The sequence below is a fragment of the Bacillus sp. FSL K6-1000 genome (assembly GCF_038630785.1).
Taxonomy (GTDB): Bacteria; Bacillota; Bacilli; order Bacillales; family Bacillaceae; genus Bacillus; species Bacillus safensis.
Genome location: NZ_CP152042.1, coordinates 3,224,320 through 3,246,210, shown reverse-complemented (window position 1 = coordinate 3,246,210; position 21,891 = coordinate 3,224,320). Strand labels below are relative to the sequence as shown.

Annotated in this window: 18 protein-coding genes and 1 pseudogene; 18 read left to right on the top strand and 1 reads right to left on the bottom strand. The window is 38.2% G+C overall.

Going from position 1 to position 21,891, the window contains the following annotated elements:
* Window positions 1–62 precede the first annotated feature (62 nt).
* The 6 genes and pseudogenes from wecB (at window position 63) to MHI46_RS16885 (ending at window position 7,053) form a co-directional block, all read left to right on the top strand.
* The gene (gene wecB, locus MHI46_RS16910) at window positions 63–1,196 is read left to right on the top strand and encodes a UDP-N-acetylglucosamine 2-epimerase (non-hydrolyzing) (protein WP_251181016.1); all 1,134 of its coding nucleotides are present in this window, start codon (window positions 63–65) and stop codon (window positions 1,194–1,196) included.
* Window positions 1,197–1,406: 210 nt separating this feature from the next.
* Window positions 1,407–2,123 carry a 2-C-methyl-D-erythritol 4-phosphate cytidylyltransferase gene (locus MHI46_RS16905; protein WP_144503015.1) on the top strand — a complete coding sequence of 239 codons (717 nt, stop codon included), beginning with the start codon at window positions 1,407–1,409 and terminating at the stop codon, window positions 2,121–2,123.
* Window positions 2,116–3,141 (top strand): ribitol-5-phosphate dehydrogenase, encoded by a 1,026-nt coding sequence (locus MHI46_RS16900; RefSeq protein ID WP_251181017.1) that lies wholly within the window; start codon window positions 2,116–2,118, stop codon window positions 3,139–3,141. The genes MHI46_RS16905 and MHI46_RS16900 overlap by 8 nt, the downstream gene beginning before the upstream one ends.
* Entirely contained in the window at window positions 3,108–4,322 is a 1,215-nt protein-coding gene (locus MHI46_RS16895; protein ID WP_251181018.1) for a CDP-glycerol glycerophosphotransferase family protein, read from the top strand. Before MHI46_RS16900 ends, MHI46_RS16895 begins: the two co-directional genes overlap by 34 nt.
* Window positions 4,291–6,129 carry a CDP-glycerol glycerophosphotransferase family protein gene (locus tag MHI46_RS16890; RefSeq protein ID WP_313902608.1) on the top strand — a complete coding sequence of 613 codons (1,839 nt, stop codon included), beginning with the start codon at window positions 4,291–4,293 and terminating at the stop codon, window positions 6,127–6,129. The genes MHI46_RS16895 and MHI46_RS16890 overlap by 32 nt, the downstream gene beginning before the upstream one ends.
* 123 nt (window positions 6,130–6,252) lie before the next feature.
* Window positions 6,253–7,053 (top strand): annotated as a pseudogene (locus MHI46_RS16885) (transposase).
* Between the two features lie 70 nt (window positions 7,054–7,123).
* Here MHI46_RS16885 and MHI46_RS16880 read toward each other — a convergent pair.
* Window positions 7,124–8,044 (bottom strand): LytR family transcriptional regulator, encoded by a 921-nt coding sequence (locus MHI46_RS16880; RefSeq protein WP_251181020.1) that lies wholly within the window; start codon window positions 8,042–8,044, stop codon window positions 7,124–7,126.
* 182 nt (window positions 8,045–8,226) lie between these two features.
* Between MHI46_RS16880 and MHI46_RS16875 the strand changes: the two genes are divergently transcribed.
* The 12 genes from MHI46_RS16875 (at window position 8,227) to MHI46_RS16820 (ending at window position 21,881) form a co-directional block, all read left to right on the top strand.
* Window positions 8,227–8,550 (top strand): LytA, encoded by a 324-nt coding sequence (locus MHI46_RS16875; protein WP_251181021.1) that lies wholly within the window; start codon window positions 8,227–8,229, stop codon window positions 8,548–8,550.
* A gap of 16 nt (window positions 8,551–8,566) precedes the next feature.
* On the top strand, window positions 8,567–10,678 hold the full coding sequence (locus MHI46_RS16870; protein ID WP_251181022.1) for a SpoIID/LytB domain-containing protein: 2,112 nt from the start codon (window positions 8,567–8,569) through the stop codon (window positions 10,676–10,678).
* Between the two features lie 18 nt (window positions 10,679–10,696).
* Entirely contained in the window at window positions 10,697–12,181 is a 1,485-nt protein-coding gene (locus MHI46_RS16865; RefSeq protein ID WP_251181023.1) for an N-acetylmuramoyl-L-alanine amidase, read from the top strand.
* A gap of 202 nt (window positions 12,182–12,383) precedes the next feature.
* Complete coding sequence (locus MHI46_RS16860; protein WP_251181024.1) at window positions 12,384–12,983, top strand: hypothetical protein; 600 nt, start codon at window positions 12,384–12,386, stop codon at window positions 12,981–12,983.
* 199 nt (window positions 12,984–13,182) lie between these two features.
* Window positions 13,183–13,842 carry an exopolysaccharide biosynthesis polyprenyl glycosylphosphotransferase gene (locus tag MHI46_RS16855; protein WP_251181025.1) on the top strand — a complete coding sequence of 220 codons (660 nt, stop codon included), beginning with the start codon at window positions 13,183–13,185 and terminating at the stop codon, window positions 13,840–13,842.
* Between the two features lie 18 nt (window positions 13,843–13,860).
* Window positions 13,861–15,312, top strand: coding sequence for an MOP flippase family protein (locus MHI46_RS16850; protein ID WP_126682372.1), 1,452 nt, complete (start codon window positions 13,861–13,863; stop codon window positions 15,310–15,312).
* Window positions 15,309–16,493 carry a glycosyltransferase gene (locus tag MHI46_RS16845; protein WP_228280144.1) on the top strand — a complete coding sequence of 395 codons (1,185 nt, stop codon included), beginning with the start codon at window positions 15,309–15,311 and terminating at the stop codon, window positions 16,491–16,493. The genes MHI46_RS16850 and MHI46_RS16845 overlap by 4 nt, the downstream gene beginning before the upstream one ends.
* A gap of 79 nt (window positions 16,494–16,572) precedes the next feature.
* Window positions 16,573–17,910 carry a UDP-glucose/GDP-mannose dehydrogenase family protein gene (locus MHI46_RS16840; RefSeq protein WP_058837530.1) on the top strand — a complete coding sequence of 446 codons (1,338 nt, stop codon included), beginning with the start codon at window positions 16,573–16,575 and terminating at the stop codon, window positions 17,908–17,910.
* Between the two features lie 14 nt (window positions 17,911–17,924).
* Window positions 17,925–18,854: an NAD-dependent epimerase/dehydratase family protein gene (locus MHI46_RS16835; protein WP_228280146.1), complete on the top strand. Its 930-nt coding sequence runs from the start codon at window positions 17,925–17,927 to the stop codon at window positions 18,852–18,854.
* Window positions 18,855–18,893: 39 nt separating this feature from the next.
* Window positions 18,894–20,351, top strand: a complete 1,458-nt coding sequence (locus MHI46_RS16830; protein ID WP_228280148.1) for an O-antigen ligase family protein — start codon at window positions 18,894–18,896, stop codon at window positions 20,349–20,351.
* A gap of 72 nt (window positions 20,352–20,423) precedes the next feature.
* Window positions 20,424–21,101 carry a hypothetical protein gene (locus MHI46_RS16825; protein ID WP_228280150.1) on the top strand — a complete coding sequence of 226 codons (678 nt, stop codon included), beginning with the start codon at window positions 20,424–20,426 and terminating at the stop codon, window positions 21,099–21,101.
* Between the two features lie 24 nt (window positions 21,102–21,125).
* Window positions 21,126–21,881 (top strand): glycosyltransferase family 2 protein, encoded by a 756-nt coding sequence (locus tag MHI46_RS16820; protein ID WP_058837534.1) that lies wholly within the window; start codon window positions 21,126–21,128, stop codon window positions 21,879–21,881.
* Window positions 21,882–21,891: the final 10 nt, after the last annotated feature.

Sequence of the window (21,891 nt, the reverse complement as noted above, 5' to 3'; positions counted from 1 at the left end):
AATTCGTTTATATTCTTTTGTATAATGTGCTTATATAATATAAGGGAAAGAGGCATCGACTATTGAAAACATTACATGTTATGACTGTATTCGGGACGAGACCTGAAGCGATTAAAATGGCACCTCTTGTCCTTGAACTAAAAAAACATCCGAAAATTAGATCTTCAGTTACTGTGACGGCTCAACATCGAGAAATGCTTGATCAAGTGCTGAAAGCTTTTAATATTAAGCCCGACCACGATTTAAATATTATGAAAGAAAACCAAACATTATCTGAAATTACATCAAATGCATTATTGAAACTAGATCAACTATTCCAAGAGGAAAAACCTGATATTGTGCTTGTTCATGGAGACACAACAACAACCTTTGCAGGAAGCTTAGCTGCATTTTATCACCAAATTTCAGTTGGTCATGTCGAGGCAGGATTAAGAACACACAATAAGTATTCTCCATTCCCAGAGGAATTGAACCGTCAAATGACTGGAAACATTGCTAATATTCACTTTGCGCCTACACAGGAGGCAAAGAAGAATCTTTTAATAGAAAATAAAAAAGAAGAAACTATTTTTGTGACAGGGAATACAGCCATTGATGCTTTGCAAACAACTGTCACAGAACAGTATAAACATCCTATTTTAGAGAAAATAGGCACAGATAGAATGATCTTGTTAACGGCTCATCGCAGGGAGAATCTCGGACAGCCAATGAAAAATATGTTTAGAGCGATTAGACGTGTAGTAGAAGAGTTCGAAGATGTACAGGTCGTATACCCTGTTCATTTAAACCCAGCTGTACGTGACGCCGCTCAGACAGAATTCAGTGATCTCGATCGTATACATTTGATTGAACCGCTTGAAGTCGTTGATTTCCATAACTTTGCTGCCGCTTCGTATTTTATCTTGACGGATTCTGGCGGTGTACAAGAAGAAGCGCCTTCTCTAGGGAAGCCAGTATTAGTACTACGTGATACAACAGAGCGCCCAGAAGGAGTGAAAGCAGGCACGCTGAAATTAGCAGGGACTGAAGAGGAAATGATTTACCAACTGACAAAAGAGCTTTTAGTCAATAAGTCAGAGTATGAGAAAATGTCGAGAGCTTCAAATCCTTATGGTGATGGACAAGCTTCTAAGAGAATTGTTGACTTGTTATTATTTCAATATGGTTTAATCAATGAGAAACCCGCGAAATTTTAAACGCATTTCTTATCATTATTGTTTATTTGAAAAAGAAACCAGCTGTAATAGCATACGAATATGTCTATAATAAAAATAGTCAAAAACATAGTCGAAATATGTTATTATATTGGCAGAGTTGTTTTGAAAAAGGCGGCATGAATAAGCCGCAACAATAGCAAAATACATTTGTTGATTTATAAGATGGTAATACTGAAAGGAGTTTCAAATATGATATATGCAGAAATTTTAGCTGGTGGTAAAGGTTCAAGGATGGGTAATGTAAGTATGCCAAAACAGTTTCTCCCTTTAAATAATCGGCCTATCATTATTCATACTGTTGAAAAATTCCTATTAAACGATCGTTTTGATAAAGTCATTATAGTAACACCAAAAGAATGGATCAATCATACAAAGAATATATTAAAAAAATATATTAACGAAGACCATCGTCTAGTTGTTATTGAGGGTGGTGCTGATCGTAACGAATCTATTATGAGTGGAGTTCGTTTTATTGAGAAGGAATATGGAATTAACGATGATGATGTAATTGTGACACATGATTCAGTCCGGCCTTTTTTAACACACAGAATCATTGACGAGAATATCAATGCCGTACTTAAACATGGTGCTGTAGATACCGTTATACCAGCTATAGATACGATTGTTACTTCGGAAAAAGGCGAGTATATTTCCAATATACCTGTTAGAGATGAGATGTTTCAAGGACAAACCCCACAGAGTTTTAATATTTCCTTGCTTAAGAAACTTTACGAGGGTTTGACAGAGAATCAAAAAGAAGTTTTAACTGATGCTTGCAAAATTTGCATTTTATTAGGACAACAAGTGAAGTTAGTACGTGGAGAGGTATTTAACATTAAAGTAACTACTCCTTACGATTTGAAAGTTGCAAATGCTATTTTACAGGAGAATATAAAAAATGATTAATCAAACATATCGATTAGTTTCCGCGAGACAGTTTGAAGTGACATACAAGGATAAAGATATTAAAGGTAATAAAGTCGTTGTACGGCCAACTCATCTATCTATATGTGCAGCTGATCAACGTTACTACACTGGTTCAAGGGGTAAGGAAGCAATGGATAAAAAGCTTCCTATGGCCTTAATTCATGAAGGAATAGGTAAAGTCATGTATGATCCAACTGGTACATTTAAAGTTGGAACTAAAGTAGTGATGGTACCAAACATCCCTAATGAAGAAAATGAATATATTGCAGAAAACTACCTCCGTTCAAGTAATTTTAGATCTAGTGGATATGATGGTTTTATGCAGGATTATATGTTTATGGATGCAGACCGACTAGTGGCTTTGCCTGATAATATAAATCCTTATGTTGCTGCATTTATAGAATTAATAACGATTACTGTGCATTCTTTAAGTCGGTTTGAGCGGAAGGCACATGAAAACAGAGAGCATTTTGGAGTATGGGGAGATGGGAATTTAGGATTTATTACATCTCTAATTCTCAAAAAACTTTATCCCTCAAGTAAAGTTTTTGTTTTTGGGAAAAATGAGTATAAACTAGAACATTTTTCTTTTGTGGATGCAGTTTATCAAATTAATAACATACCATCTGAAGTTAAAGTGGATCATGCATTTGAATGTGTTGGTGGGCGTGGTAGTGAGAGTGCGATCGAACAAATCATTGAATACACTAATCCAGAAGCAACTGTTGCTTTATTAGGTGTTACAGAATACCCTGTAAAAGTCGATACAAGAATGGTTCTTGAAAAAGGCATTACTTTAATTGGTAGCAGTAGAAGTGGAAGTAAGGATTTTCAAAACACGGTGGATATTCTTATCAAATATCCAGAAATCGCAGAATATCTTGAGACATTAATAGGTGCAACTCATACTGTTAAAAGTATCGATGACATTATAAAATCTTTTGAGGAAGATCTAACGTCATCTTGGGGAAAAACAATTATGGAATGGGAAATATAGTGAATGAATTTGCAGTGAAGCTTGTGAAATTTGCCTTTCGTCTATATTATAGTTTCTTGGCTTTTGCTTTTCGTGTAAATAAAAAAAAAGTTGTAATGGCAACTTATAGAGATAGTGAGTTAAATGATAATTTTAAGAGTATTTACAAAAGCTTAAGTGAAGAAACAGATATAGAAGTTGTTCTCCTGTTAAGGAAAATGAATGGTGGATTAAAAGGGAAGGTTATGTATGTTATTCATCTTTTAAGCTCACTTTATCATGTGTCCACATGCAGGGTTCTTTTATTGGATGATTATTATTTCCCGCTTTACCTAATTAATAAAAGATCAGAAACGAAAGTGATCCAAATTTGGCATGCATGTGGTGCATTTAAAAAGTTTGGTTACTCTATTATCGGTAAGAAATCAGGGCCATCACCTGAGTATTTAAAGGTTGTACCAGTACATTCAAATTATGATTATGCTATAGTTAGTTCTAAAGAATCAGTTCTTCCTTTTGCTGAAGCATTTAATATGTCACCTGAACAAATTTTGCCAATAGGCGTACCAAGAACTGATTTTTTCTTCTCAAAAGAAGAAAAGGAGCATATAAAAGACAGATTTTACCAAAAATTCCCACACTTGAAAAATAAGATTAAAATTTTGTATGCTCCTACATATAGAGGGGGAGCGCATAACCAAAAAGATCAAACCCTTATTTTAGACCGTGAAAAACTATTTAAGAATATAGAACCTGATAAATATGAAGTCCTTATCAAATTACACCCATACATGGAGAATGAATTTAAGGTTGATCAGACCTTTACAAAGCAATTCTCTTTATATGAATTAATGATTGTTTCGGATGTACTCATAACAGACTATTCTTCTGTAATTTTTGAATATAGTTTATTGAACAAACCTATTCTCTTTTATTGTCCAGACTTTGATGATTATATGGAAGAAAGAGATTTTTATTATCCTTTTAATTCATTTGCACCCGGTCCCATTACTAAAAACCTTTCATCGTTAGTAGAGGAATTAAAATATTTGTATTCAGGCTCCCAAAAAGTCAACTTAAAAGAATTTTCCAAGCGTTTTATGGAAAACTGTGATGGAAGGTCTACAGATAGAGTAGTTTCACTAATTTTAGGAATTATAACTGATAACGATGAAAAAAGGAGAGTCAATATTGAAGTTTAAATTACGAACATCTTCTAAAAAACAAGATGTTCAGATAATAGATGAAAAAAGTGATGAAAAAGTTTTTTCGTTATTTAAAAAGACTGACAATGTAGTGGAGAATCAAATAATTCCAAAAAGGAAAATAACTCGTTTTTCTTGGAATGGTTCAATACTGGATATTGCGGGATATATTTATATTGAAGGATTGCCATTACAAAATGAAGATAATGTTAGAAAAAAAATACTACTGGTAAATAACGGTGACCTATTTCAATCTATATCATTAAAAGATTGTCCAGTAGAAACAGTATTAAATGAAGAAAAGGACTCTATCCCTAATTCATACAAGTGGGCTGGCTTCCATCAACAAATTAATTTTGCAAAAATTAATGATGACAAGCCTTTGCCACAAGGAGAATTTAAAGTTTATATTGAGTTGGAAGTAATGAATGGCAGCAATGTTAAATATCGTGAAATTCATACTTTGGGAAACATCAAGGAATTTTTAAAAAATGATGTGTATGCTGCCAAGATGGAATTTCATTCAGCTAAAAAAATGATGAAATTCAACTTGATCGTTACCTATGATGAAGAAGAGAAAACGGTTAATTTATCTTCTAATAAACTCCAAGAAATTGATCCAAGCCTTCTTGAATTAGATACGGGAAAAAGTGCTAATCGTTTAACACGTAAATTCAATCGGACAATATTTAAATTTTTATATATACTGTTTTGTCTACTTCCAATAAACAAACGGAAAATTACTTTTGCGTCTGATAGTAGAACCGATTTATCTGGTAATTTTGAATTCGTCTATGAAGAGTTATTAAACAGAGAAGAAACTTTTGAGTTTAAGTTCTTTTTAAAGGAAAGTATTCGTGATAAGAAGAGTTTCACCGAATTAGTTTCTATGGCATATCATTTTGCAACAAGTAAAAACATTATTATAGACGATTTTTATCCAATGATTTATCCACTAAAAATTCGTAAAAATGCGGACTTAGTTCAGCTTTGGCATGCTGTAGGTGCCTTTAAAACATTTGGTTATAGCCGTATAGGTTTGCCAGGTGGTCCATCTCCTACTTCTAAAAATCATAGAAACTATACGAAGGTAGTTGTGAGTTCAGATAGTATTCGGAAACATTATGCTGAAGGGTTCGGAGTACAAATGGATAACGTGGTAGCTACAGGAATACCTAGAACTGATTTTTTCTTTGATGAGGAGAAGAAAGAGGCTGTGAAATCACGTTTATATGAAGAATATCCATATCTTAAAAATAAAAAAGTGATTTTATTTGCCCCAACTTTTAGAGGTAATGGTCAACAGTCAGCTCATTATCCATTTGATGTTTTAAATTTCGATCAGCTTTATAGAGAATTAAAGGATGAGTATGTCTTTTTATTCAAAATACATCCGTTTGTTAAAAACTCTATAAACATTCCGTATCAGTATAGTGAATTTTTCTATGATTTCTCAGATTTCAGAGAGATAAATGATCTTTTATTGATTGCTGATTTGTTAATTACTGATTACTCATCCGTTTGTTTCGAATTCGCCTTATTGAATAAGCCTATGATCTTCTTTAGTTATGATGTAGACGACTATATAAGAAAACGTGATTTTTATTATGATTACTTTTCGTTTATACCAGGGCCGCTAGCTAAAACTTGTCATGAATTAGTATCTATTATTAAAAACAATGAGTATGACTTTGACAAAATTGATTCATTCGTCAATTACTTCTTTGATGATTTAGATGGAAATTCGAGCAAAAGAGTAGTTGATGAATTGTTATCTGACTCTACTAAAGAGGAAAGTGTTTAAAGGAAATATTCTTTTGTCATATACAAAACATTGAAAAGCACCTATAGTTTAAGGTGCTTCAGGCTGTCGAGAAAATCTCGACAGCTTTTTTTCCTGAATTTTCCACATCCCATTTTATTTCTCATGTTCCATACTAGAGATTCTTCTCAGCACGAAGCCGAATTTTTACGATTAGATCAACTTTTCGAAGAGGATCACCCGCTTCGTAAAGTTGATTAGTACATTGATTTTTCAATTATCGTAGATAAAGTGAAGCCGTACTATAGCTAGAATAAAGTTGTCCTTCTCTTGATCCACTTATTTTGTTCAAAATGATGTTTATCGGGAGCCTGTACGGTATCCGTTCTGAAAGACAACTTGAAAAAGAAATTTACTATAACATAGCGTATAGATGGTTTTTAGGTTCGAACATCAATGACCCCGTTCCCCACTGCTTTACCATTAGTTGGAACAGTCGTTCTTGATTTAAATATACAATGATTTTTCAAAACATTTTCGAGAAGATTGTGTTTCAAGCCATCAATCATGATATGGTAGGAGGCCGCATTCTTGTTACTGATTCTGGTTATTAATCCAATCTGTAAAGATTTATCCGATCATCATATTTTTAGTATCCTTTTCTTGAGAGCTGTACAATATCGAAAAGTCTTCAAAAAGTGATCTCTAGACATGTGTGGGAGGAACAAAAAGAAAAGATTAGTCAAATACGTCTATATATATCTGGAAAAAAGCAATATAAAAAGAGAAAAGAAAAAAATAGAGCGAAGCTTTGCAGATTCATAACAACTGCATGGGTTTGGCTACTGCCGGTTGAGGGGAAAACAAAACGTGAGTGAGCAAGTGCTTCTCACAGCTGCGTGTCAGAGCATGAAGAAGATATTAGAGGACTTTTTCATTCAATCTCATCCATCATTATTACGCTGAAAATAAAAAAGATTGTAGAAAAACATGAGTTTCTCTACAATCTGAGGGTACATTCCTGTAGTCTTCTTTTTTACTGCTCCAAACTTTCCTTCAATTCCTTCTTCACATTCGCAAGACTGCTGTCATCAAGCTGGTAGTAATAAATGTTATTGATACGTGCGCCTGATCCTTTCAGCTCGTGTTGTTTTACATGCTGTCTTGCATCACGATAATCATTCATCATCGTCCACATATCGTCAAATGACATGTTTGTCTTCATATTATTTTCTACGACTTTGAACATATCGCCGAATTTCGTAATAGATGAAATGTTGGCACCTTTTGCAATGATGCCCTCAATGACTTGGCGCTGTCTTTGCTGACGTCCGAAGTCACCCTTTGGATCTTGCTTTCTCATTCTCGTATAGGCAAGGGCTTGATCCCCATTCAGGTTAATCTCTCCTGTACCAAATGAGTGGCCATCATAGCTAAATGCAAACGTGCTGTTCACCGTAATGCCGCCAAGTGTATCGACAATATCCTTAAAGCTTTCCATATTGACTTTAACGAAGTAATCAACAGGTACATCAAGCAGTTCCTCTACAGTATTTGCTGCCATTTGTGTACCGCCGAATGCGTAGGAATGGTTGATTTTATCCATTGTGCCTTTTCCGACAATTTTCGTATACGTATCACGTGGGATGCTCACCATTTCGGTCGTTTTCGTTTTCGGATTTACTGTCATGTATATTAATGTGTCTGCACGGCCTCGGTCATTTTTTCGTTCATCGACACCCATGACTAAAATAGAAATCGGGTCTTTTTTATTTAAATCGACATCTTTGTCACGCTTATCTGACTTCTTTAAATTCTCCTGAATGCCTGCGACGGTCGATGCTGCTGTGTTCCAAAGATGATATGCGTATCCGCCAGTTGCTAATACGAATAAGCCAATAATCGATAAAACAATCCAAAGAACCTTTTTCTTCTTTCTTTTTCTTTCAGCTCTCATAATGTCACTCACCTTTTCTATGATTCTTCCATGATTATAGGTTTACGAATAGTGATAAACAGGTTATTTTTTTACTCTGAACCTAGATATAGACGTTGTAACAAAAAAAAGGTTTCAAAAAACCTTAAATTTACCTTAAAATAATAAGTTATAAGACGATACAAAGACATGAGGTGAAAAAAATGAAGAAAATCGTCGTTTTACCGTTCTTAATACTGCTACTAGGTATCGTGCTCACAGCATGTGGAACGGCTGAGCAGTCCACTGGAGAAAACAAGACAAGCAGTTCAACTCCTCAGGTGCTGGAAGAGAAAGCTGAATTTATTGGAATGGCTGATGCACATACAGTCGAAGTGAAAAAAGTGAATACAACCTTAAACTATGAATTTACGGAAAATTTTAAAGATGTGTTAAATGAATTTAAACCAGGAGACACAGTAGAAATCTCTTACTTTATTAATGACAATGGTCAAAAGGAAATTATGACAATTCAAAACGCAGAGTGATTGGTGGGAATAAAATTTGAAAAAAAAGAGCTTTACTTTCATTATCTTAATGGCAATTTCACTAGTTTTTGCGCCAGTGCAATCTTTAGCTGTCGAATCAACAATCTCTGTTAAATTATTAAATTATATTGGTAATAAAAAAAGTGTTGATATTTCATCATCAGGTATATACAAAGTAACTGGAGCGAATGTATCAACTGTTAAACGTTATGCTGGTCAAACTTTATATGACACAGCAAATTTGATTGCTTCTGATGGTTGGAAAAACCCCTCAACGTTAGTCATTGTGAATAAAAGTGCTTTTTCAGATGCTATTTCTGCGGCTCCATTAGCTTATAAGTTGAAAGCACCTATTCTATATACAGAATCTAACGAACTAACAAAAGCAACAGAAACTCAAATAAAAAGTATGCAGCCTGACAACATTTTAATTATTGGTGGAACAACTGTTGTAACTCCTAGAGTTGAAAGTACACTTAAAAAATATGGGAAAGTTAAAAGAATTAGCGGTTCAACAAAGTACGTAACCGCTCAAAATATTGCAAAGGAATTGGGAAGTTATAGTGAGGCGATGCTTGTAACGGGGAATTCATTCGCCGATGGAGCTTCTATTGCATCATATGCGGCAAGACATAATATACCAATCTTCACCACTGCTAAAGATAGTTTACCAAAATATCAATTACCGAAAAAAGTTACTATTATTGGTGGAGAAGGTGCAATAAATAAGTCTGTAGAAAATGATGTCAAAAAACAATCTACAGTGACACGAATTGGCGGCAAAACTCTCCATGATGTATCAGCAAATATTGTGAAAAAATTTAATATGAATGCTGAAAAGCTTTACATGGCAAGGAATAATTCTTTTTCAGATGCAATTTCTTTATCGCTCATGGCCGCATTGAATAACAATGCGATGGTTTTAATTCAGAAAGAAGATCTAACTACCCCAATAACCAATCTTATTAAAGAAAAAGGTACACACTCATTTACCCTTTCAGGTGGAAAGAGTGCCATTTCTGAAAAATTGGAAAAGAAAATTTCAGATGAATTTTATTTGAAAAAAAATACAAATTATCAATTGAATATTTCTAATGGGAAAATTTCAGTGAAAGGTATCAAAACCTTTGGAGCGTCTTTAAGGGTTGTTCCTGAGAAATATTCAACGCAAAACGTAATTAAAATTGCAGGTAAAGATTATCTTGGAAAAGTCAATTTTGCAATTGAATCTGGTTATATTCGACCTACAAATGAACAAATTCCATTTGAAGATTATTTGAAGGGTGTCATACCAAACGAAATGCCTGCAAGCTGGCATGTAGAAGCTTTAAAAGCTCAGGCTGTTGCGGCACGTACATATTCTTTGAATAGTACCGGTAAAACTGTTCCAGATACCACTGCGTTCCAAGTATACGGGGGGTATAATTGGTATGCGAACTCTACAAAGGCTGTAAATGAAACAAAAGGAAAAGTATTAAAATATAACAATCAACTTATTTCAGCTACTTATTACTCTAGTAATGGTGGTTACACAGAAGCGAGTGAAGAAGTCTGGACGAATCCAATCGCCTATTTAGTTGCGAAAACAGATACAATGGATCCGCAAACTGCTTGGACGCTTAAATTATCTAAAACACAACTAAGCTCAACACTTAATACAAATAGTCCTAGCTCTTGGTGGGGTTCACAGGCTGAAGTAAATGCTAGCCAACTAGTAGGGTTAAAAAATTGGATTCTAAAAAATAAAGAATCTGGTGCTTCAGAAATGAAAATTTCTTCTATCACAGGTTTATCTTTTTCAGGTAAAACTAAAGGTCAACGGGCAAAAACTGCAAATATCACTTTGAAATATCACCTGAAAAATAAGACAGGTACTTATAGTACGAATAAAATAGCTACATTTAGTTTTAAGAGTTCTGATTTCAGATCGGTATTAGGTGCAACAAATATGAAAAGTACGTACGCTTCTGTAATAAACAATACAAATGATTTCACTATATCTGGAAAAGGATATGGTCATGGTATTGGAATGAGTCAATATGGAGCAAAAGCTCGAGCTGAGTCAGGGGACTCATATTCTAGTATTTTATCATTCTATTATCCAGGTACGAAACTTACGAATAATTAAAAGAGGAGGATGGTTATCTTGCGTGCTTTCTTAAAATCTACGTTTCTTAGTATAATAGCGCTTTTTATATTTATTCCATCTGCACTAGCTGATAATGCCGTTACAAGAATCGATGGTAGCACACGCTATGCAACAGCAGTTAACGTTGCAAAAAAAGGATGGTCGAGTGCACAAACGGTAGTGCTTATTGGAAATAGTATTAATACAGATGTCTTAAGTGCAATACCATACGCTTATCAAATAAACGCTCCAGTCTTATCCACTGATAAAGATAAGCTTTCAGCAGAAACAAAAAGTGGACTTCAATCATTAAAAACCAAAAAGGTAGTAATTATTGGTGGAGTTAAGATTGTCTCAAACAGCGTAGTCTCACAGTTAAAAGCACTGGGCATCTCAGTTACAAGGTTGTCAGGAAATACCAAATATGACACAGCTGTAGAAGTTGCGAAGAAAATGAAAGCTTCTAGTACTGGAATTATTGCTAACGGGTTTGTAGATGCAGTAGCAATAGCACCGTATGCAGCAAAAATGGGATATCCTATTTTATTAACAGATAATAAAAATTTGCAGTCTGTGACTGCAAATTATCTTAAGAGTAAAGGCATAAAGAAGACAATTGTTGTCGGTGGCGAGTTAGTTATTAGTAAAACAGCTTTTGCTAAATTACCATCTCCTACAAGAGTGGGAGGCGCAACTCGTTATGATACAGCAGTAAATATTGTGAAAAAGTTCAACATAGATACGAGCAATTCATATTTGAGTAATGTTAACGCTAAACCAGATGCGGTATCAGGAACTAGTCTTGCAGCAAAGCAAGGAAAAGCTTTGTTTTTTGTGGATAAAAATAATGTTCCTGCTGCTTCGCGAAAATTAATAGGTGAGAAAAAAATTAAACAGTTTCAAGTAATAGGTGGAACGAATGTCGTAACAGCTAATGTTATATCTCAACTAAAAAATCCTGTCGTCGGGAAAAAAGTATTCATTGATCCAGGTCATGGCGCGCATGATTCAGGAGCTGTAGGTTACGGATTATATGAAAAGAACTTGAATTTAGACGTAGCAAAGCGTTTAAATACGAAATTAAACAATGCTGGTGCACTTGTGACTATGTCAAGAACATCAGACACATTTGATAGTCTTCAAACACGAGTGAGCAAAGGTGCCAATGCGAAAGCGGATATCTTCATTAGTGTCCATGCGAACTCAAATGATAACAGCAGTGCAAATGGAACAGAAACATACTATGACAAAACAAATGCGGCTGCAAACAGCCTGAAGCTGGCGCAAAACATCCAGCCCAAAATGGTCAGTGCACTAGGAACAAGAGACCGTGGTGTGAAAACAGCTGGCTTCTACGTCATTAAATATTCTAAGATGCCGAGTGTTCTTTTAGAAACTGGTTTTGTTTCTAGTCCAGTTGATTCAAACATCTTGAAATCTGCTACGTATAAAGATCGTTTAGCGTCAGGCATTTCAAGCGGTGTGTCAGGTTATTTTAGATAAGAAAACACAAACCTGAGGGGTGCCTCAGATACTCCTCTTAGGCTGCTCGAGTAAGAACTCGGCAGCCTTTTTTTAAAAGTCCATGAAGAAACATTGTCAAGTTAAAAATACATTTCATTTTTGGTTATGTTTGTTATAATTGAAACATAGAAGGTGAATGGTTTACGCATAAATCTTCAGCAAACCGACAAATCATGAAGAGGTGACGATCTTGAAAAAATTAATCACAATGCCGTTTCTCGTATTGCTTCTAGGAGTATTGCTCACAGCGTGCGGCACAACAAATCAATCAAGTGATAACAAAAAGGATGACAGTAAAAAAGAAACAACTGAAGCAGCCGATCAAAACAAAGATAAGGCTGCAGACGAAAAATCAGAAGATGATCAATCATCAAAAAATGAAAAATCAAATGATCAAAGTAAAGAAACAGCTGCTCAAACAGAAGAACCAGCAGGTCAATCTGATGAAGAAGCAAAAGACAGCTCTAGCAAAGAAATCACAAAAGAAGAACCAGCTAAAGACCAATCAAAATCTGACTCAAAATCTGAATCTAAAACAAAGAAAGAATCAACAACTAGTAAGAATAATGAAGTCACCAAAGAAGGCACATATGTCGGTTTGGCTGATGGACATACAATTGCTGTCAACATTGATGGAAAAGAAGTAGCTATTCAATTCGGAAATACCTTTTCTAAACAAGTGAACAGCTTAAAAGAAGAATCAAAAGTAAAAGTAACCTATACAAAAGATGCAAATGGAACACTTCGATTGAAAACGATCGAATCTGTAAAAGCAAAATAAAGAAAAGACCCAGAGACCCGCAGAATTGCGGGTCTTTTTTACGTTGAAAAGGGCATAACTTGATATAAGTGCACATTCTTAACACAGTTTTACAAGACTTAACAGCCCATTTACATTTGCTTAATGTTGCTCTGCTAAACTGACTTTCATAGAACATCTCTTTACACAACAACTACTTTGAATGGTGAGGTGCAGGTCAGTGAGTGCAGAGAAAGCGATGAATCTTTACAGAGAATATGAAGTGAGACGAAATCACTCTTTTGCCTTAACAGAACATATGGTTCGTTATTTATTTGCAAAACGTTTCATCGATTTAATGTTCTCGTTCATCGGATTGATGTTGAGTACGCCAATCATTTTGCTGTTTGCTCTTTTGATTAAGCTGGAAACACCAGGGCCAGCCTTTTATATGCAGGAAAGGGTCGGGAAAGACGGTGTTTACTTTAAATTATGGAAGCTCAGATCGATGAGAAGTGACGCAGAAAGCGGAGGAGCGAAATGGGCTCAAAAAAACGACCCGCGTATCACCAAAGTGGGGGCATTCATCCGTAAAACAAGAATTGATGAACTTCCGCAATTTATCAACGTGTTAAAAGGAGAAATGAGTATCGTAGGTCCTCGTCCGGAAAGACCGATGTTTACCGCAGAATTTAATCGAACGATTCCAGGCTTCACAAAAAGGCTGGCGGTAAAGCCAGGGCTGACAGGTCTTGCTCAAGTAAATGGAGGATATGAAATGAGTCCAAGTGAAAAATTAACACACGACTTACAGTATATTCAAAACTTGACATTTTCTCTCGACACGAAGATTATGGTAAAAACGTTAAAAGTCATCATGACTGGTGACGGAGCCAGATAAGTAAAGTAGGGAAGAGAAATGGCAAGTATAAAAAAACGCATGCTAGGCGGGGCAAAATGGACAAGCTTGTCCGCATTGATCATCACCATCATCCAAATTGCACAGTTCGCCTTTTTAGGGAATGTGATGTCACTTAAGGAATTTGGACTCGTTGGCATGATCACAACTGTCACAATATTTACGCAGATTTTACTTGATCTAGGAATTGGGGCAGCGATCATTCAAAAGGAACAAACGACAGAACGTCAATTATCTACATTATATTGGATCAACTTGCTCACAGGGATTATCTTGTTTTGTCTGCTCATCCTGCTAAGCCCAATGATAGCCGCTTTTTATAACCGGCCAGAGCTAGAGGGTCTGCTCAAGCTATTATCGATCATGTTTCTGATTGCACCGATTGGCCAGCAGTACCAGTATATGATGCAAAAAGACTTAGCCTTTAAAACATTAAGCACCATTGAAGCTATTGCGACCATCATATCGCTGCTCGTTTTACTCGTTTTCGCCTTCTTCATGAATCCGATTATCGCCTATGTCATTTCTCAAGTGCTGCTGCAATCAGGAAAAGGTCTCATGTATGCAGCGGCTTATTGGAAGAAGTGGCGTCCAGCACCTGTTTTTGCATTAGGAGAGGTGAAGGAATTTTTCTCATTCGGTGCATTCCAGCTCGCATCCAGACTGGTCAACCGAGCAGGATCAAACATCGACATGATTTTAATCGGCCGATTTCTTGGAGCGGAGGCGTTAGGTATTTACAGCTTGGCGTATCAAATTGTGACGATACCCGTACTGAAGATAAATCCGATTGTGACGAGAGTGGCTTTCCCAGTTTTCGCAAAAAGTCAGCGTGATCACTCCATGCTGCGTGAGGGCTTCCTCAGTATGACGAATATGCTCGCATTGGTTAGTTTTCCATTATTAATCGGCCTTGCTGCCGTATCAGACAGTTTTATAGAAGTCGTGTTTGGAGAGAAATGGCTAGTAGCGGTTCCGGTTTTAAATATATTGTGCATTGTCGGCCTGCTGCGTGTGTTGATGAATCCAAACGGTTCCATACTTCTTGCAAAAGGGAGAGCGGACTTAGCCTTTTATTGGGATACGGGGATGCTCATCGTGTATGGCTACGCATTATATGCAGGTGTCATGACAGGCAGTCTGCTCACAGTAGCTTGGATTTACTCAGGTGTCAGCCTGCTCAACTTTATTGTCGGTAGATGGCTCATGGCATATGTCATTCAGCTTGATATGAAGGTGTATTTAAAATCACTTGGAAAGCCTGCTATCATGACACTGCTTATGGCGATCTGTGCGATAGCTTTACATCAAGGAATGAAGCTGACATCAGCAGATATTTCACTTCAATTACTTCTGACTGTTTGTGTCAGTGCTGCATTGTATGGCTTGTTGCTCATCAAAATGTATCCCCAGGCTGCAGGCAAATTATTGAGAAGAGGTCGTTCGTCATGAAGGTACTATGGCTGACAAGTGTATATCCTAGTGAAAAACATCCGAGTGAGGGCGTATTTCATGAAACGCAAGTCCAGGAGCTGCTCAAACAAGGAATAGAAGTGACTGTCATTTGTCCTAATCCAGAGAATCCGCCGGTTTTACGGATGCTCAAGTCATCCTATCGGCAGAAAAAAGAGCTGCCTGAACAGGAAGTGCGGAACGGAGTGAAGGTTTACAGACCGTCTTATCGAGCGCTCCCTGGACAGCTGAAATGGGCACAGCCGAGTAAACGAATAGCGGCTTCTGTTCTCCGGGCAATGCAGCATCATCAGCTGTCACCAGATTTCATCCATGCGCATTTTGCCATGCCGTCTGGCGGAGCGGCGGCTGTCATTCAGAAAGACACGCAAATCCCTTATCTTCTGACCTTACACGGCAGTGATGTGAACGTATATCCGAGCTATAGCAAAGGGGCACAGGCAGCCTTTGAAACGGCGGTGAAGCAGGCGTCTGTAGTTCTGACAGTGAGTGAAGAGCTGGCTAAAAAGACAAATGATATGACGAAGGTAGAAGCTAAATGTCTTCCGCTTGGTATTCCGCTCCAATCATTTTCCAGAACGGATGAAGATCAAAAAGGCATCAGAAAGCACTTAGGTTTACCGCTTCAAGATAAGCTCGTTGTTTTCGTCGGGCGTTTAGTGAAAGAGAAGGGCTTGCTTGAATTAGCTGATGCTGTCAGCAGCATGGAGGGTGTGAAAGCAGTCTTTGTCGGAAAAGGCCCCCTTGCAAAGGAGCTCACGGAACGGGCGGGAGCATCTATTATACTCCCAGGGCAGGTGCCGAATGAGCAGGTGAGAGACTACTTAATGGCAGCTGATCTGTTTGCACTCCCGTCCTACAGTGAAGGAATGCCAACCGTCGTACTAGAAGCGCTCGCTTTAAAAGTACCTGTCATTGCAACACGGGTTGGCGGTCTCCCATCCTTATTTTCAACCTATCAACACCTGCTCGTTGAACCACGTTCGGCGAGTCAGTTGAAAGAGGCGATTCACGCCTGCCTTTATGAAAACAGATGGAATGAGCAAGTGAAAAGCGATCTTCATGAAATGGTTCATACAGAATATTCATCAGAACATAATGTGAAGCACCTCATTCAGCAATATGAGAAGGTGCTCAATCAATCAACATCCATCGTTTAAACAAGATGAAATGTGCAAAGAATGATAGATAGATAAACAGCTTGGAACGGACAATATGCTTTTACTGAGAGGATGAAAAATGTTGAAGAAAATTGCTGTGATTGGAACAGGGTATGTCGGGTTAGTATCGGGTACTTGTTTTGCTGATATCGGGAATCGTGTCATCTGCTGTGACATCGATGAATCAAAAATCAACAGCTTAAAAAGTGGTGTCGTTCCCATTTATGAACCAGGTTTAAAGGAATTGATTGAAAAGAATACAGAAGAAGGAAGACTGTTTTTTACAACGAATATTCCTGCCGCTATTAGGGAATCAGAGATTATCTATATTGCTGTAGGGACACCGATGACACCGCAGGGGGAAGCGGATTTAACGTATGTGAAAGCCGTCGCTCAAACGATCGGTGAACACCTGAATGGCTATAAAATCATCGTCAATAAAAGCACAGTGCCCGTTGGAACAGGCCGTCTCGTTCAAGCCATTGTGGAAAAGGCATCGCGCAGCAAATATCCCTTTGACGTCGTATCCAATCCAGAGTTTCTCCGAGAAGGCTCTGCAATTCAAGACACGATGAATATGGAGCGGGCGGTCATTGGTTCAACAAGCACTCATGCTTCCACCATCATCAAAAGGCTGCATGATCCGTTTCAAACAGAAGTTGTGGAGACCAACTTAGAAAGTGCTGAAATGATTAAGTATGCTGCAAATGCCATGCTTGCCACAAAAATCTCTTTCATTAATGACATTGCAAATATTTGCGAAAGGGTGGGTGCTGACGTTGAAAAAGTCAGTGAAGGAGTTGGATTAGACAGCCGCATCGGGCATAAATTTTTAAAAGCAGGCATTGGATTTGGGGGTTCTTGTTTCCCGAAAGACACAATGGCTCTTCTCAAAATTGCCGAAACATCCGGGTATCGGTTCAAGCTGATCGAATCTGTCATTGAAACGAACAACAACCAAAGAGCCCACCTTGTCAGCAAACTGATGAGTGTGTTCGGTGATATTAAAGGAAAAACCATTTCTGTCTTAGGCCTTGCATTCAAACCGAATACGAATGATATGCGTTCCGCACCTGCATTAGATATTATCCCAATGCTGAGAGAGCTAGGTGCTTTTGTAAAAGCCTATGATCCGATTGCTTATATGGAAGCTGAGCGGGAGCTTGGTCCGCAGGCGGTTTTCAGCAATGACCTGTATGAAACAGTAAAAGATACCGATGCCTGTCTCATCCTAACAGAATGGGATGACGTACAGAAGATGGATAAAGACCAGATCAAGCAGCTGCTTCGTTCGCCAATTGTAATTGATGGAAGGAATTTGTTTGATCCAGCAGAAATGAAAGAGAGAGGATTTATTTACCAGTCTATCGGCCGCCCAAGTGTATGGGAAGCAGAATTGGTATCGAAGGCACAATAACAGGGGGAGCTTGGATGAAGAAAGTATTGGTTACTGGGGGAAGCGGATTTATTGGATCACATACGGTAGAGGCTTTACTAGAAAAAGGCTATGAGCCCATCATTCTTGATAACTTTTCAACTGGATCTCGAGAAAATATTGCCCATCTTTCCGTGAAATGCATAGAGGCAGATGTCACAAAGCCAGCGACGATTGATTTGATCAAACAAATCACGCCGGATTATATCATTCATCTTGCAGCACAAGTAAGTGTAGCCATTTCCGTTCAGGATTTCGTTTTTGACGAAGAGGTCAATATCAAAGGATCTCTGCACGTCATGAAAGCTGCGGCTGAAGCAGGAGTGGAAAAAGTCATCTTTGCCTCATCAGCAGCTGTCTATGGAGACCCGGTGTATCTGCCAGTAGACACCGCTCACCGGCTGAAGCCTGGTTCACCTTATGGCTTAGCAAAACTGACAGTAGAGCGGTATTTAGAAATGGCAAAATCACTTTATGATGTGGACTATTGTATTCTTAGGTACAGCAATGTATATGGTCCTCGCCAAGACGCACTTGGCGAAGGTGGTGTTGTCTCTATTTTCTCTGATAAGTTTGCAAAGGATGAGGCCCCTTTTATCTTTGGAGATGGGGAACAAACAAGAGACTTTATCTATGTGGGTGATCTAGCAGCAGCGAATGTTGCGGCATTAACAGCCCAATCAAACGTTTGTTTAAATATTTCGTGTGGTCATTCCATTACTGTGAATGAACTGTTTCAAACGATGAAACGGGTAACGAGTTCACAGCTTGAACCGATTTACAAGCCGCAGCGTGCAGGGGATATCGTGCATAGTACATTAGCAAATGAGGAAACGAAACAAGTCTTAGCTTGGGAGCCTGTTGTGAGTTTACAGGAAGGTTTGGCTCGTACCATTTCCTACTATAAACAGGAAGTCAAGGCTTAATCCCTCAAATCGGATGGGTTGCTTAGGAGGAAAATGGGTATGAGCGTGAAACAAACAGCATGGCAAATCATGATCGGATGTATATTATTTGCAGCAGGGCTAGGACTTGTACAAATGGCGTCTGCGCAGCCCATCGGGTTAAAAAAGATCGTCACCATTCCGGTCCTGCTTTTGATCCTGACGGCTTTTCTCGTGTTAATGAAGCTATACATGAACGGTGAGCAAGTGTTCATGTCAGCCATTTATCTTTTAATTGCATTGACCTTTCTCAACAACGCTTTCTTTTCAATTAGTGCTGGGTTCTTTAGTCTTTTTCTCTACCGTATTATGCTCATTGCTGCCTTTGCATTATTCATATGGCGGATGAGAGATAAGGGGACGTACATATCGCAGTGGCAGCAGATTCGTGTAAAAGGGATTCTTGGTTTTTTCGCTGCATGGTTTCTTTATGGGCTCATCTCACTGCTGTGGGCTCATTCGGTGACAGACGGTCTCAAATATATGTCCCTGCTTGCGATGGGGATGGGGTTTGTCTTTCTTGTGGTCATGTACATCCAGCGAATGGATCAAGTGGTCACCTTTTATAGCATTTGGCTCATCATGACAGTATTTGTCATGGGGATAGGGTTTTATAATCACTTTACTTTGAACCATTTACCGAATACTTCATTATATCTTGGGCCGGCGTATAAACAGCACTATCCTACAGCTGTCTTTTTTAATCAAAATGATTTTGCGACGTTTTTATCGATTAGCTTTTTCTTATATTTAGCGTGTATGCGACAAATGAAAAATGGTTATCTCAAAGCATTTGGATTATTTGGCGCCATTGCAGCACTGTATCTCATTTTGTTAACAGAATCCCGCGCGAGCCTGCTTGGCATATTTGCAGGAGTCGCCATCTATGTGTGGCTGCTCATGCCGCGCTTTCTCAAAAAGTGGTCACTCATCGCAGCAGGCGGACTTGGTGTCATCTGTATCGTGGTTTTTTCAGCCAAGATTTATTCAGTCTTTTATGACTTGTTTCTCGCTTCTCAGGTCGCGCATTCTTTTAGTGAGCCACTCCCATCCAACATTGCGAGAGCGAATTTGATCAAAAATGCATGGCATTTCTTTACGGATTCATACGGATTTGGTGTCGGAGCGGGGAATGTGTCTTACTACTTAGCCCACTTTTCAATCTTTGATACAGATCAAGTGGTTGAAGTGCACAATTGGCTGCTGGAAGTGATGACGAACTTTGGATTTGCGGTCATGCTGGGCTATATCTCCGTCTACGCTTATCTCATGTTCACGCTGTTTAAACAATACCAATGGGCTGACACAAGATCAGCAAAAATGATCATTGAAGGTTTGTTCGCTGCCATGCTGAGCTTTCTCGTTTCAAGTATCAGTCCTAGTTCTGTCTCGAATTTATATTTCCACTGGGTCTTTTTAGGACTCGTGATCGCAGCGGTGAATATGTTGAAAAACAAACAGCGGTTTAAGACTTGGTAAACCGTGTGTGATGCTGCGCTGGTATGGCTACACTAGTGAAAAAGCAAATACGTCAATGTTGGGAGAATGAACATGTCTGGTTTCATATCAAGAATAGGGAAGCGAATCAAAAAGTATATCGTATGGCTCGTGCTGCTGCCTGTCGTATTAGGCGCTTTTGGATTCTTTTTTGCCAAAGGAACAACGCAGCAGTCTAGTTACACAGCTGCTGTTACTCTCACGCTTGGTAAATATGATGACGGAGTGTATAACAATATGGCTGAAGTGACATCTCTATTAAAAAGTGATGCCTTTCTGAATGAAGCACTCAGTGACATCAAAGAAGAAGAAAGGCAGGATGTGAAAAGCCGCCTCATCCTCACCAATCAATCAGATACACAATTACAGCTGTCCTTCACAGATGCTGATAAGGATCATGCTTTAGCTGTCGTGAAGCAGGTGTCGGATACATTTCTGAAGCAAGACAAAGCATTATTTACAAAAAGGCAGCAGGTGATTGAAAGTAGATTATCTGCTCTAAAAGACGAATCTGTCAGCAACGATTCCAAAGTAGATAAAGAACGATTCTTATATGAATTGGAGTCTACAAAGCTTGGAATGAAGCAGGCGAAGATTGTTGACCCTGCTCAAGTTCTTGATGAAGGCAATAAAGGCATGTCAGCGAAAAAGCGTGCACTGCTTGGACTTGTCATTGGCTTTAGTATCTCGCTCATGTTTGTGGTCTTGCCCGAAGTGTTCAAAGAATCTTAATGATGAACTGGAGATGAGTCTTAGGTGAACAATCAACCGTTAGTATCAATTATTACACCGGCCTATAATGCGGAACGTTATTTAACGGATACAGTTCATTCCGTCCTTGCCCAAACCTATTCCAATTGGGAACTGATCATCGCAGATGATTGTTCAACAGATGGAACAAGGAAGCTGCTTGGGGACTTAAGTGAAGCAGACGACAGAATCAACGTCATTTATTTAGAGCAAAATGGGGGAGCCGCCATCGCTAGAAATACAGCCATCAAACAGGCAAAAGGCCGCTTTATTGCTTTTTTAGACAGCGATGATAAGTGGAAAGAGACGAAGCTCGAAAAGCAGGTAGACTTCATGCTGACAAACGATTATGCCTTTACATTCACAGCATATGATATTATCGCAGAAAATGGAGAACCATTAGAAAAAACCGTCACTGCACCAGCAAGATTAACTTATGATGAAGCTTTGAAAAATACCATTATCGGCTGTTTAACGGTGATGCTTGATGTACAGAAGATCGGACATATAGAAATGCCGAACATCCGCACAAGACAGGATTTAGCTACGTGGCTGTCCATATTAAAAAGAGGATTTACAGCCTATGGTATGAGTGAACCGCTCAGTGAATACCGCATCGTTGGAAACTCGATCTCTAGTAACAAGTGGAAAGCAGCGAAAAAAACGTGGTTCGTCTACAGAGAAATTGAGCAGCTTCATTTTGTCAAAGCATCTTGGTGTTTTATGCACTATGCGACAAATGCTGTGAAGAAGCGCTTATAAACAGAAGGGA

Bases quoted from the DNA above. Each gene is read 5' to 3' on its own strand.
- MHI46_RS16880 (WP_251181020.1), bottom strand. From the start codon at position 8,044: ATGAGAGCTGAAAGAAAAAGAAAGAAGAAAAAGGTTCTTTGGATTGTT.
- MHI46_RS16890 (WP_313902608.1), top strand. From the start codon at position 4,291: ATGAAAAAAGGAGAGTCAATATTGAAGTTTAAATTACGAACATCTTCT.
- MHI46_RS16835 (WP_228280146.1), top strand. From the start codon at position 17,925: ATGAAGAAAGTATTGGTTACTGGGGGAAGCGGATTTATTGGATCACAT.
- MHI46_RS16845 (WP_228280144.1), top strand. From the start codon at position 15,309: ATGAAGGTACTATGGCTGACAAGTGTATATCCTAGTGAAAAACATCCG.
- MHI46_RS16875 (WP_251181021.1), top strand. From the start codon at position 8,227: ATGAAGAAAATCGTCGTTTTACCGTTCTTAATACTGCTACTAGGTATC.
- MHI46_RS16905 (WP_144503015.1), top strand. From the start codon at position 1,407: ATGATATATGCAGAAATTTTAGCTGGTGGTAAAGGTTCAAGGATGGGT.
- MHI46_RS16850 (WP_126682372.1), top strand. From the start codon at position 13,861: ATGGCAAGTATAAAAAAACGCATGCTAGGCGGGGCAAAATGGACAAGC.
- MHI46_RS16830 (WP_228280148.1), top strand. From the start codon at position 18,894: ATGAGCGTGAAACAAACAGCATGGCAAATCATGATCGGATGTATATTA.
- MHI46_RS16825 (WP_228280150.1), top strand. From the start codon at position 20,424: ATGTCTGGTTTCATATCAAGAATAGGGAAGCGAATCAAAAAGTATATC.
- MHI46_RS16900 (WP_251181017.1), top strand. From the start codon at position 2,116: ATGATTAATCAAACATATCGATTAGTTTCCGCGAGACAGTTTGAAGTG.
- MHI46_RS16840 (WP_058837530.1), top strand. From the start codon at position 16,573: ATGTTGAAGAAAATTGCTGTGATTGGAACAGGGTATGTCGGGTTAGTA.